Source organism: Colwellia sp. KS18-150, from assembly GCF_057551365.1.
On the sequence record NZ_BAAJMC010000002.1, the window covers coordinates 249,033 to 262,560 of the forward strand.

General features: G+C 40.3%; 11 protein-coding genes. All 11 read right to left on the reverse strand.

All coding sequences use genetic code 11. The annotated features are described in order from the left end of the window. Nucleotides 1–5: 5 nt before the first annotated feature. Genes AC27IF_RS04440 through rsmH form a run of 11 tightly spaced genes read right to left on the reverse strand, consistent with a single transcriptional unit; the run spans nucleotide 6 to nucleotide 13,497 of the window. Nucleotides 6–944 carry a D-alanine--D-alanine ligase gene (locus AC27IF_RS04440; RefSeq protein WP_487052754.1) on the reverse strand — a complete coding sequence of 313 codons (939 nt, stop codon included), beginning with the start codon at nucleotides 942–944 and terminating at the stop codon, nucleotides 6–8. A 2-nt stretch (nucleotides 945–946) separates the two neighbouring features. Next, nucleotides 947–2,392 (reverse strand): UDP-N-acetylmuramate--L-alanine ligase, encoded by a 1,446-nt coding sequence (gene murC, locus AC27IF_RS04445; protein ID WP_487052528.1) that lies wholly within the window; start codon nucleotides 2,390–2,392, stop codon nucleotides 947–949. Between the two features lie 14 nt (nucleotides 2,393–2,406). Next, entirely contained in the window at nucleotides 2,407–3,564 is a 1,158-nt protein-coding gene (murG, locus tag AC27IF_RS04450) for an undecaprenyldiphospho-muramoylpentapeptide beta-N-acetylglucosaminyltransferase (RefSeq protein WP_487052529.1), read from the reverse strand. After that, entirely contained in the window at nucleotides 3,564–4,796 is a 1,233-nt protein-coding gene (gene ftsW / locus AC27IF_RS04455; protein WP_487052755.1) for a cell division protein FtsW, read from the reverse strand. Before ftsW ends, murG begins: the two co-directional genes overlap by 1 nt. 4 nt (nucleotides 4,797–4,800) lie before the next feature. Then, nucleotides 4,801–6,234: a UDP-N-acetylmuramoyl-L-alanine--D-glutamate ligase gene (murD, locus tag AC27IF_RS04460; RefSeq protein WP_487052530.1), complete on the reverse strand. Its 1,434-nt coding sequence runs from the start codon at nucleotides 6,232–6,234 to the stop codon at nucleotides 4,801–4,803. A 25-nt stretch (nucleotides 6,235–6,259) separates the two neighbouring features. Next, nucleotides 6,260–7,339, reverse strand: coding sequence for a phospho-N-acetylmuramoyl-pentapeptide-transferase (gene mraY, locus AC27IF_RS04465; RefSeq protein ID WP_487052531.1), 1,080 nt, complete (start codon nucleotides 7,337–7,339; stop codon nucleotides 6,260–6,262). Continuing rightward, nucleotides 7,339–8,841: a UDP-N-acetylmuramoyl-tripeptide--D-alanyl-D-alanine ligase gene (locus tag AC27IF_RS04470; protein ID WP_487052532.1), complete on the reverse strand. Its 1,503-nt coding sequence runs from the start codon at nucleotides 8,839–8,841 to the stop codon at nucleotides 7,339–7,341. The genes mraY and AC27IF_RS04470 overlap by 1 nt, the downstream gene beginning before the upstream one ends. Continuing rightward, nucleotides 8,838–10,406, reverse strand: coding sequence for a UDP-N-acetylmuramoyl-L-alanyl-D-glutamate--2,6-diaminopimelate ligase (locus tag AC27IF_RS04475; RefSeq protein WP_487052533.1), 1,569 nt, complete (start codon nucleotides 10,404–10,406; stop codon nucleotides 8,838–8,840). Before AC27IF_RS04475 ends, AC27IF_RS04470 begins: the two co-directional genes overlap by 4 nt. Next, complete coding sequence (locus AC27IF_RS04480; protein ID WP_487052534.1) at nucleotides 10,396–12,168, reverse strand: peptidoglycan D,D-transpeptidase FtsI family protein; 1,773 nt, start codon at nucleotides 12,166–12,168, stop codon at nucleotides 10,396–10,398. Before AC27IF_RS04480 ends, AC27IF_RS04475 begins: the two co-directional genes overlap by 11 nt. A gap of 46 nt (nucleotides 12,169–12,214) precedes the next feature. Further along, a complete protein-coding gene (ftsL, locus tag AC27IF_RS04485) occupies nucleotides 12,215–12,538 on the reverse strand; it encodes a cell division protein FtsL (protein ID WP_487052535.1) in 324 nt (107 codons plus the stop codon). Nucleotides 12,539–12,546: 8 nt separating this feature from the next. Next, nucleotides 12,547–13,497, reverse strand: coding sequence for a 16S rRNA (cytosine(1402)-N(4))-methyltransferase RsmH (gene rsmH, locus AC27IF_RS04490; RefSeq protein ID WP_487052536.1), 951 nt, complete (start codon nucleotides 13,495–13,497; stop codon nucleotides 12,547–12,549). Nucleotides 13,498–13,528: the final 31 nt, after the last annotated feature.

A 13,528-nucleotide genomic window follows, 5' to 3' on the forward strand; every position in this document is an offset into this window, starting at 1 on the left:
TTTTATTACCTATTTTCTACGCTGAGCATCACTATTCGCTCAACCAATTCACTAAATGATAAACCGTAAACTTTGGCAGCTTTTGGTACTAATGACGTTTCTGTCATGCCTGGTACGGTATTAACTTCTAGTAACTGCCATTCACCTTGATTGTTTTGCATAATATCAACGCGTCCCCAGCCACTTGCTCCTGTTGCCTTAAATGCTTGTAACGATAATGCTTTAATTTGCTCTTCTGCATCGTGCTCTAAGCCCGATGGACAATGGTACTGTGTGCTAGTAGATTGGTATTTAGCTTCATAGTCATAAAACTCTCTCGGAGTTTCCATGTGAATTGCAGGTAGCGCTTCATCACCTAAAATAGCCACTGTATATTCTGGTCCATCAATCCAAGCTTCAAGCAATACTTCACCGTCAAAACCAAATGCCTCAACTAATGCGTTGGTAAGTTTCTCATTGGTATCAGCCATCGCCATGCCAATACTTGAGCCTTCATGAGCAGGCTTCACCATGACTTTTCCACCCAAATCATTAAGTAAACTGTCAATATCTAATACTTCAAATTCAGCCTTACTAACCACAGCGAATGGCGCGGTGGCCAAACCACACGCTTTAAAAATTTGTTTGCTGCGCACCTTGTCCATTGACAATGCTGATCCTAAAACATTAGAGCCTGTGTACGTAATCCCCAACGACTCCAATGCACCTTGTAAACAACCATCCTCTCCACCGCGACCATGCAGGGCAATGAAAACATGCTTGATTTTTTGCTCGACCAAACCGGTTAATGGCTGCTCTTTAGTATCCATTAATACAACATTAAAGCCAGCTTGCTCCAGTCCTTGTGCTATGGCTTTACCTGAGTTTAGCGATACCTCTCGCTCTGCTGAGCTACCACCGTACAACACTGCTATTGGTTGTTTTTTTACATCAGCAAGATTCATCATTAACCCTTACTCACTTGTAATAAGGTATTGCTCGATAATGACCTTGCAACTGCGCCAATATTACCGGCACCTTGAGTGATGACCATGTCGTTATCTTGTAATTGAGCCGCTAAAAGTTCAGGTAACTTATCAACATCGCTAACATAAACAGGTTCAATTTGACCTCTTTGACGAATAGAGCGCGCTAAACTTTTACTATCTGCTGATGCAACGGGTGTTTCTCCAGCGGCATAAACATCAAGTAAAAACAAACAATCAACCTCAGACAATACTTCCACAAAATCTTCATACAAATCACGTGTTCGTGAATAACGATGCGGCTGAAAAACCATCACTAAACGTTTATCAGGCCAACCAGTACGCATAGCCAAAATAGTTGCTTTTACTTCGCTTGGGTGATGCCCGTAATCATCTACGAGTACCATATCACCTGCGCTAGTACTTAAATCAGCAAGTTGCTCAAAACGACGACCAATACCTGCGAACTCAGTAAGTGCTTGGCAAATAGCATCATCATTAATACCTTCATCTTTTGCTACCGCAACTCCTGCTAGTGCATTAAGAACATTATGCTGCCCAGGTAAATTAACACTCATATCAAGTGGCGGTTGCCCATCCATTTCTACCGTGAAGTAACTTACACCGCCATCTTGTTGGTAATTTACTGCTCGAATATCAGCATCTTGAGAAAAACCATAGGTAATTACTTGTCGGCTGATACGTGGTAATAGCTCACGTACCACAGGGTTGTCGATACAAACGACGGCCAAGCCATAAAAAGGTAAATTATGTAAAAACTCAATGTAGGTATCTTTTAATTTTTCAAAGTCACCTTGATACGTTTCCATGTGATCAGCATCAATATTGGTTATGACCGACACCATAGGTTGTAGATGTAAAAATGAAGCATCGCTTTCGTCAGCTTCAGCTACTAAATAACGGCTGCTACCTAGTCGTGCATTAGTACCAGCACTATTGAGTAATCCACCAATAACAAAAGTAGGATCTAATTGCCCTTGAGCAAAAATACTCGCGATTAAACTAGTGGTAGTGGTTTTTCCGTGAGTACCCGCAATAGCAATACCGTGTCTAAACCTCATTAACTCGGCAAGCATTTCAGCGCGTCGAACAACGGGAATACGTGCTGATTTTGCAGCAATTAATTCAGGATTACTTTCATCAATCGCGGTGGAGACTACAATGACACTTGCACCACTAATGTTTTCACTCTCATGTCCTATATGGACCGTAGCACCTAACTTAGTCAAACGTTGAACCACTTGGTTTTCACCAATATCAGAGCCTGATATTTGATAACCTTCATTTAACAGTACTTCAGCAATCCCGCCCATACCAGCACCCCCAATACCGACAAAATGAATACGCTTTACTCGACGCATTTCGGGTACTTTGGTTAAACTGTCTTTTCTTGCTGATATACTCATAGTATTACTCTGTTTTAACTCGAAATTTCATTTTGCTTGCTAGCAGGTATCAACTGCTGACAAATATGTGCAACTTTACGGGTTGCGTTTATATCAGCTGCAGCAAAAGCCGCTTTTGACATAACATTTAATACTTGTTGTTCACTAAATAAATTTTTTAATGTTTTAACCAAACCTTCACTGTTTAGTTCAGCTTGTTTAATTAACATTGCTCCGCCACGTGCCACCAAATATTGAGCATTTTTAGTTTGATGATCATCTACCGCATGAGGCAACGGAATGAATATTGCCGGTTTTGCAGCCATCGCTAACTCTGAAACTGTTAACGCACCAGCACGACATATCACCAAATCAGCCCACTGATAAGCACTAGCAATATCTTTAATAAATTCAGTGACTCTCACTTGCTCGTCATCAAAATGGTGTTGATTGTAGGCCGCTATGACTTGCTCTTGATTTCCCTTACCTGTTTGATGCCAAATATTAAAAGGTAATTCACTTTCTTGCTGTTTGGTTAACTGGGCAAAGCTTTCCGGTACCGTTTGATTAAGCACTTGCGCCCCTAAACTACCACCAACGACAAGAATATTATTTGTCAATTTTGTAACATCTTTAGTATTGTCATCATCACTTTCTGGATGATTTTGTTCAGAAATACTTGTTCTTAATGGGTTTCCCACTACATCAACAGTCACATTCGAGTTAAAGGCATTTGGAAAAGCACTGCAAACTTTACTGGCAATACGCGTTAACAATCTATTGGTTAAACCTGCTGCTGCATTTTGCTCATGTACAACGAGAGGTTTCCTCATCAGCCATGCTGCTAAACCACCTGGACCACTAGCGTAACCGCCCATACCTAAAACCACATCTGGTTTTGTCGCTTTTATTACCCTAATCCCCTGCCATAACGAATGCAGTAACTTAAAAGGTAACTTCAGCAAAGACAATAAGCCTTTGTTTCGCATGCCGCTAATATTAATAAATGAAATATCATAACCATGCTCTGGTACGATATTCGCCTCCATGCGCTCAGGCGTGCCTAACCAATGTATATTCCAACCTTGCTCTTTTAGTAGGTCTGCCACAGCCAAGCCAGGAAAGATATGTCCACCAGTACCACCCGCCATAACTAATAGCTTTGGAGCATTTGCGGTATTTATTATCGACATTATTTATTTCCTCTAGTTTTAGAGGACGTCGCCTGAATACTTTGCATGCGTAATTCATGATCGATGCGAATAAGGATAACAACCGCTATGGTCATGATAATCATTGAGCTGCCACCATAACTAATTAAAGGCATGGTTAAACCTTTTGTTGGAACAATACCCGCACTTGCGCCAACATTAACAGCCGCTTGAAAGCACATCCAAATACCAATAGCATATGCGAAGAAACCTTCAAAAAATTTCTCTTTTGCTAAAGCTTTTCGACCTAAAATAAGCGCTTTATAAACTAACACCATACTTAACAGTAAAATAACAGCAATGCCGACAAAGCCAAACTCTTCAGCCAACACCGCCATAACAAAATCAGTATGTGCTTCAGGTAAGTATTCTAATTTTTGAATGCTATTACCCAAGCCTTGACCAAAAATCTCACCGCGACCATACGCCATTAACGATTGCGTTAGTTGGTAACCACTGCCAAAAGGATCTTGCCATGGGTCTAAGAAACTTGTAATTCGTCGCCAACGGTAGGGTTCGAATATCGCTAGTAATGACAGTAATACCACCCCTACTGAGGCCAGACTAATAAATTGCCACAACTTGGCTCCTGCTAAAAATAACAGTCCAAAAGTCGTCACAAACATAACAATGATAGTGCCCAGATCTGGTTGTCTTAATAATAAAGCTGCAAGTACCGCAAAAACCACTAAGGGTTTAGCAAAACCTTTCCAGTCTTCCATTACTTGATCTCGTCTACGCACTAAATAAGCAGCCAAATAGCAGAAGAAGAAAAGCTTCGCCGGCTCTGCAGCTTGTACTGTAATTGGCCCAACAACAATCCAACGGGTTGAACCATTGACAGATCGACCAATCAATAAAACCGTCACCAATAAAACGATGCCAAAAATCAGCAAGTAACTACTATTTTTTTGCCACCATGACATAGGAATTTGTAATGCAACTCCAGCAATACCTAAACTTAAAACAATATAAATTGCATGGCGAATAACAAAATGAAACGGGTTATTGAATAATCGCTCAGCCACTGGCATCGACGAACTCGCCACCATGATTAAGCCAATCATATACATGCTTAACGCAATAATAATAAAACTTCTATCAAAGATTGCATTACTCTGATTTAGTTGTTTTTGATCTACACTAAAGACTTCAGCAAGATTACTTCCTATCTGTGCAAAGAAGCTTTTAATTAGGTTAAATGGCAATTTCATTTGGTTAGTTGAGGTTGTCATGGCTCACCTCAGTTAACTGCTCAACATGGCTGATAAATTGTTCACCGCGTTGAGTAAAGTTTTTAAACATATCAATACTGGCACATGCAGGAGATAGAAGAACAATATCGCCAGTCTTAGCGCTTTCTTTTGCGACTTCAATCGCGGTTTTAAGATCTTTAACTCGTGTTGATTGAGTGACTGTCTCTGCTAATTCAGCGATCTCATTGCCATCTTTACCTAAGGTAATTACTTGACTTACGCTTTTCGCAAATGATTCCGTTAATAGTGTAAAATCAGCCCCTTTTCCATCACCACCCGCTATAAGTAATAAATTTTGCTCCGCAGTTAAAGTTTTTGCTAAACCATTAATTGCCGCTAAGGTAGCGCCAACGTTAGTAGCTTTAGAGTCATTAATCCAAGTGATGCCGTCATTGGTAGCTATACGCTGACAACGATGCTCCAAACCAGTAAAGCTTGCTAGGTTTTCAATCATAGCCATCAATGGCCAACCAGCACTTTGCCCTAAAGCTAAAGTCGCTAAGTAATTCAATGCATTGTGCATTCCTGCAAGTGGTAATTGCGCTAATGCGATTAAGTTCTCATCGCCAAAGGCAAGATATGGCTTATTATCTTCTATAAATCGAACACCAAATTGCCCTACTTCAGGCTCATCACTTCCAAATGAAATAGACTGTTGTGTGTTATTTAATATCGATGTAGCTTGATCATCACGATTAGTAATAGCCAATCCACCTTGAGGATATATACCCTGCTTTATCGATTGATAATTCTCAATAGTTTGATGACGATCTAAATGATCATCACTGACATTCAACACAGTGCTAGCAATTGCTTGCATGCTATGTAACGTTTCTAATTGAAAACTCGATAGCTCTAGTATTAATAGCTCGGGCAAGTTCGCCAATTCATTCGTTGATGAAGTGGTTAATAAATCTAAAACTGGCTGACCGATATTGCCGCCAAGCTGAGCATTGACTGATAATTTTTTTGCTAAATGATCTAATAATGAAACCACGGTCGACTTGCCATTAGAGCCAGTGACTGCCAGCATTTTAATTGGCTTAACCGCTTGATTATTTATTTGGCAAAATAATTCAACATCTCCCATCACCTGACAGTCGGCTTTAATAAATTGTGCTATCTGTGCAATCGAGCTATCAATGCCAGGGCTTATCAAAATTACATCAGCATTGGCAATTAAGGCTGAATCCCACTTACCTAACGATAGAGTCGCTTGATTAAATTCAGCTCTAAACGCTTGTTCATCATAATGATGAGTAAATGGATTAAGACGAGAATCGTTAACAGCAAAACACAAACCTTGCGATGCTAAATAGCGCGCGCAGGATAATCCTGTCAGCCCAGCGCCAAGCACAAGTATTTGTTTATGTTCAATTGCCGTTAACAATGTCATTTACCTAAAATGTCCTTTTCGTTTTTTAACGAAGTTTCAATGTTGCTAAACCAATGAGTACTAAAATAAGCGAAATAATCCAAAAACGTACTATCACGCGTGGCTCTGGCCAACCCTTTAATTCATAATGATGGTGTATTGGCGCCATTCTAAATATACGTTGACCACGCATTTTATAAGAGCCTACTTGTAAGATTACCGATACGGTTTCCATTACAAATACTCCGCCCATAATAAAGAGCACTAATTCTTGTCTAACTAAAACAGCGATGACACCTAGTGCAGCACCAAGTGCTAATGAGCCAACATCACCCATAAATACTTGTGCTGGGTAAGTGTTAAACCATAAGAAACCTAAACCTGCACCTACAATTGCGGTACAAACAACCACTAACTCACTGGTCATGGAAATATAAGGAATATGTAAATAACTGGCGAAATTTACATTGCCGGTAACATATGCAAATAAGGCAAAGGCCCCTGCTACCATAATGGTCGGTACTATGGCTAAACCGTCTAAACCATCAGTCAAATTAACCGCATTACTCGTTCCAACAATCACAAAATAGGTCATTACTATGTAAAATATGCCTAATTGAGGCATGACATCTTTAACAAACGGGATCAGTAAAAAGGTTTGATCCGGATGAGAAATTTGATACAGAAATATTGCCGTAGCAAGGCCTGCCACTGTTTGCCAAAAATACTTCCATTTAGCAATGAGTCCATTTGAATCTTTACGGATAACTTTACGATAATCATCGACAAAACCAATAAGACCAAAACTCACCACCACAAATAACACCACCCAAACATAGGTGTTGCTTAAATCAGCCCACAGTAAAATGCTAAAAACGATACCTGCTAAAATAAGTAAACCACCCATGGTTGGAGTACCTGATTTTGATAAGTGGCTTTCTGGACCATCATCACGTACCGTTTGACCAATCTGCATTTTCTGTAAATAGCGAATCAGTTTTGGACCAAAATAAAGCGAAATAAATAAAGCCGTTAACGTACTAACTATCGCGCGAAAAGTTAGGTATGAGAAAACGTTAAACGCGCTATAGTATTGGGTTAAGTATTCAGCTAACCAATGTAACATTATGAATTGTCCTGTTTATTAGGATTGGTAAGTTGGCTTTTTATTTCTTCTTTATATTTAGTGTGCCAACTAATAATATCTTCAACGACATATTCCATATGAGCGCTACGAGAGCCTTTAACCAAAATTTGGCAGTGATCTTCATCGGTTGCTATAGTCGATAACTGTTTTGTTAATAAAGTACAAACCTGCTTTGAAAGCTCAGTTCTATCGCTAAAATGTTCACTTATCGCACTGTTTTTTCTAGCAAAAGCATCACTGGTATTTTGACTTAGTACTCCTAAAGTAAATAAAACGTCGATTCCTTGCTCTTTGGCATATTCACCGACTTCTTGATGGTAACTTCTAGCTTCGCTACCTAGCTCAGCCATATCACCTAAAACTAATATCCGCTGGCCAGGGTAATTTGCCAGTAACGTGATGGCCGCTTTAATTGACTCAACATTCGCGTTATAAGTGTCATCAATTAACTTGATCTGTTCACCAAGCTGATAAATATTCAATCGCCCCTTCACTGGTGTCATTTCTGCTAAACCAAGTCGAATATCTTCTAACGTAGCGCCACACTCTATTGCCGCAGAGGCCGCTGCTACCGCATTACAAACATTGTGTTTACCTGGTACGGTTAAAGAGATATCACATGTACCAATGGAGGTTTGTAACGAAAAACTAGCACAACCATTATCATCTAGTGATACATCACTACTTGATACATCAGCATTGGTTGGGTTCATACATGAAAATGTCCCTACCTTTTTGTCTGTTAATCGCCACTGCCACTTATTGGTATACTTGGTATCTTTGTTATATAGAGCAACACCTTCTTCGCCTAATCCTGCAAATATTTCACCTTTAGCGCGCGCAACACCACATAAATCACCGAAGCCTTCTAAATGCGCAGCGGCTATATTGTTAATCATGGCAACGTCTGGCTTTACCAACTCTGTGGTGTAAGCGATTTCACCAATATGATTTGCTCCCATCTCAATCACCGCAAAATCATCATCATGAGATAAGCGTAATAAGGTAAGTGGCACGCCAATGTCATTATTAAAATTACCATTGGTAGCAAGTACTTTTCCAAGACGAGATAAAATTGCAGCGAGCATTTCTTTTACGGTTGTTTTACCACTACTGCCTGTGATACCAATGGTTTTTGGTGCAACTTTAGCCTTAACATACGCGCCGATTTTACCTAGGGCTATGCGAGTATCGTCAACGATAATCTGTGCTACTTTACTGGTATCAATATCAGCAATGAGATGATCAACTATGATCACTTGGCAACCATTTTCACAGACTTGTTTAGCAAAGCGATGGCCATCAAAGTTAGGCCCTTTGAGTGCTAAAAATACCGTTGTTGATTGCTGCTGAACATCATTTTCTCTAATTGCACGTGAATCTGTTACTAGGTTATCAACGATCAAAGACGTTAAAGGTTGCTGACAAACTAATTTGCCATTCGCGGCTATCGCCAAGTTAGTTAAATCAAGTTCAATCATGCTAGTTCGCCTTGCAAGTTATTGAAGAAGCTTTGTACTACTTGGCGCTCGTTATAAGCAATTTTTTCTTTACCAATGATCAGATAGTCCTCGTGCCCTTTACCTGCAAGCAAAACCACATCTTCTTCCTGCGCTTTAGCTAAGGTAGTTAGGACTGCTTGCTTTCTATTTTCAATAATACTGACTTGAGCTTTACTCGTGAGCCCTGCAACAACATCATCAATAATGCTTAATGGTGCTTCAGTGCGCGGGTTATCATTAGTGACGACTAGGACATCTGCATGTTTTTCGGCCGCTTGTGCCATTAATGGTCTCTTGCCTTTGTCTCTATCACCACCACAACCAAAGACAACATATAAATTGCCATGACAATGCTGACGACACGCGATTAACGCTTTTTCTAAAGCATCAGGGGTATGGGCATAATCAACCACAGCAGTAGCCGTATGACTTAAAGTACCATTGGCTGAAAAACTTTCCATGCGACCAGCAATAGCTTTAAGCCCTTGGATTTTTTCAGCAATGTCGCTAAGAGATAATTTTTCTATCATCAAGACGCTAATAACAGCCATCAAGTTATCGATATTAAAATCTCCCAGCAGTGGGCTATTAATTGCAATATCACCTATATGGGTATGCAAAGTGAACTCAACACCATGACTATGATGTTTAATCGAATGACAACTCACAAATTGTGCATGCTGTTTAACAATATCGCTGCGACCATACAGCCAAAGTTTATCTTTATTAGTCCATGAAGCTAACCAAGCTTGTGCTTGTTTATCATCACCATTTAAAACGGCGATCTGCTTTTCAGTATTAGTAAACAGCTGCCTTTTAGCCTGAGCATAATCTGCCATCGAGCCATGGTAATCTAGATGGTCTCTACTTAAATTGGTAAATACAGCGATATCAAAAATGTTGCTACTAACCCGCTTCTGCTCTAAAGCATGCGAGGATACTTCCATCACTAAATGGCTTGCCCCTTGGGCTGAAAAATCAGCAAATAATTGCACTAAATCAGTCGCACTTGGCGTGGTATTCGCGAGCTCACTAAGTTTACTATCACCTTTGGTATCAACCATACCTGCACCATTAGTACCTATGATGGCGCTTGGGTGCTCGCATTGTGTTAACACTTGCCCTAATAATTGACTAGTACTAGTTTTACCATTAGTTCCCGTAATGCCAACCATGGTCATCATGCTATTTGGCGCTTGATAATAGTCACTGGTAAGCTCGAAAAGATGTTTATTTAATTGATAAAAGTGAACAACATTGGCTGATTGCTCTTTAAACACAGCGGTTTTCACAACACCATGTTCAGTTTGATTTTCACATTCGCTGATAATTAAACTTGCGCCGCGCTCAATGGCCGTATTGATAAACTCACGTCCATCTACCGCCTGTCCAATAATGGCGCAAAAAATATCACCTTGGCCAATCAAGCGGCTATCATTAGTTAGATTTCCTTGATGATCAGCAAAGTTGATTGATGATGATAACTTGATATCAAAAGCGCTTAATGACTGTTTGATATTGGATAGTTGAGGCTTAGACATCATTAGCCTCCTTCTTCAATACCTTCTGTGATTGGCTTTTATTATTTCGGCTAGAGACTATGCGCTCACCATTATCAGGGGCAACATTTAAAACCTGTAATGCACCTTTCATCACTCGAGAAAATACCGGCGCTGCTACTTCACCGCCGTGATAGAGATCACCACCTGGATCATTGATTACTACAACAACCACAACCTTGGGATCTGAAATTGGCGCTACACCTGCAAATAGTCCAACATAATCATTACCATAACCACCGGCAACAGCTTTAAATGAAGTTCCGGTTTTTCCACCAACTCGGTAACCATCAACCTTGGCTTTTTGGACGTGATCATCAACAACCGTTTCCAACATATTGGTAATAGCTTGTGAATTTTCTTGAGAAAATACTCGCTCACCTTCAGCAGGTTGCTCTCGTTTAACAATAGACAATTCGCGTTTGATACCGCCATTTGCTAGCGTTGCGTAAAATCTAGCTAATTGCATAGGCGTTATGGCTAAACCATAGCCCCAAGAAAGCGTCGCTAATTCAAATTTTGACCAACGCTGCCTGTCATGCATCATGCCTGAACTTTCGCCAATCAAATCTGTGCCAGTATTATCGGCAAAACCTGCATCAAAGAACTTATCCAGTAAAAAGGCTTTTGGCACAGAAAGCGCTAACTTGGTGGTGCCCATGTTAGAAGACGTCACTAAGATATCTTCAATGGATAACTTGCCACGATTGATTGGATCATTAACACGCCTTCCACCTAAACGCATCCAACCAGGGTTGGTATCAATAACCGTATTCGCTTCTGCTGAGCCAAACTCCAACGCTGTTAAAGCGGTTAGTGGCTTCATGGTTGAACCCGGCTCATAGATATCGGTAATAGCGCGATTTCGAAAACGGTGAATAGCGGTATTACTGCGATTATTAGGATTATATGAAGGGCTATTCGTCATCGCTAAGATTTCACCGGTATGAATATCTGCAACAACAACTGAGCCTGATGTGGCCTTAAAAGCTTGCACTGCCCCCTTCAATTCTTTATAAGCAATCGCTTGAATACGCTGGTCTATGGTTAAAGTGACATCTTGTGCTGCTTCTGCCACTTGCTCTGATAGAATTTCAATTTTCCGGCCTTTCGCATCTTTTCTAAAGCGTTTCGCACCACCTTTACCAGTCAGTAATTGATCATATACCCGTTCAATACCTTCAATGCCTTTATCATCGACATTGGTAAAACCAACAACATGTGCACTAATTTCTCCGGTAGGATAAAAACGTTTTGATTCTTTACGAAGATGAATTCCTGGGATCTTCAATTCACGAATATAGTTGGCCATTGCCGGGGAGATTTTTCGTTCAAGATAAGTGAATCGCTTTCTCGGATTACGTACTACGCGTGTCGTTAGTTTATTAACATCTTGGCCTAAAACATCAGCCAACGCTTGCCAATGTTCAGTCATCGCAAGTGCATTATTATCCATAATCACTTTAGGGTCTGCCCAAACGGTTTCTACTGGCACGCTTATCGCTAGCTCATCACCATTTCTATCAACAATAGAGCCACGCTGTACTGTTTTTGCAGCCGTTCGAAGCGAACGCATATCTCCCTGCTTTTTCAACATATCAGGTTCGATAATTTGAATATAAGCACTGCGCGCTAACAAACCGGCATAAATCAAGGCAACAATAGCCAGCACTACGTAATAACGCCATGCGGTAGTTGTTGGTTGACTGCTGCGATTGCTTGCTTTTTTGCTCACGCTGTTACTCACTTTTCACTCATTGGTGTTTTTCTTTTAGTTAGTAATTATTGTTGTGCTACTTTAAAGTAATAATTATTTCTGAATTGGCATCTGGCCGTTTCATGTTCAGTAATTTTTTCGCTTTACTTTCTATGGCGCTATGCTCTGCTAGAGAATTCTGCTCTAAAAGTAAATTACGCCACTCAATATCTAACTCATCTCGCTCGGTTAACAATAGTTCTAATTCACTAGTAGTTTGTCTGTTAACGTGGGTGTAATAAATCACCGAAAATGCCGACACAACCACCATAGCTAACAGTAAATAACAAACAAAATACCGTAAAATGTCTTGCCAAATATCAACTGCTAGCACCTTTTTTCGTGGTGTAACTTTTTGCATTGGCATCGCTAATCAGCAAGTTTTTCTAAACGTTGAGCTATACGTAACACTGAACTACGTGAGCGAACATTTTCTTCTACTTCAGATTTACTCGGCTTTAATTTACGACCAATTAACTGTAACTTTTTACCTTTATTCAATTCTGCTTCACTCACAGGCAATCCACGAGGCACCTTTTTACCTTGAGAGTGCTTTTTCATAAACTGCTTAACCAACCTGTCTTCCAGAGAATGAAAACTGATCACCACTAAACGCCCATCTTTATGTAAAACGTCAAGAGAGGCTGCTAATGCCTTTTCTATTTGTTCTAATTCACTATTGATGTACATACGAATTGCTTGAAAACTACGCGTTGCTGGGTGTTTTTTGATTTCTCGTTGTGGTGCCGTGGTTTTGATTAATTTCGCTAACTCACCAGTACGAGTAAAAGGAGTTTCTTTTCGTGCATCAACTATGGCGTTTGCAATACGCCATGCATGCTTTTCTTCGCCGAAAGTTCTTAATACCCAAGTAATATCTTCAACATCAGCAACGGCTAACCACTGCGCAGCAGTTTGACCGCGTGATGTGTCCATACGCATATCTAGCGGACCATCTTTCATAAAGCTAAAGCCACGTTCAGCCTCGTCTAATTGCGGTGAAGAAACACCTAGATCGAGTAAAATGCCATCCACTTTATCGGTTAGATTATGTTGAGCGGCAATATCGGCTAAATGAGCAAAACCTTGATGCTCGATATGAAAGCGCTCGTCATCTTTGAATTTTTCTGCTGCAGCAATCGCGCTCGGATCTCGATCAATAGCCAGTAATCGACCTTTTTCTGAAAGCTTAGATAGAATTAGAGTCGAGTGACCGCCACGACCAAAAGTACAGTCGATATAACAGCCGTCAGGATTGATACTTAATCCCTCCACTGCCTCGCTTAATAAAACAGAGATATGTGTTTTATCTAATTCCATGTTGTTATTTTTATACTCTTAATTATTGTTG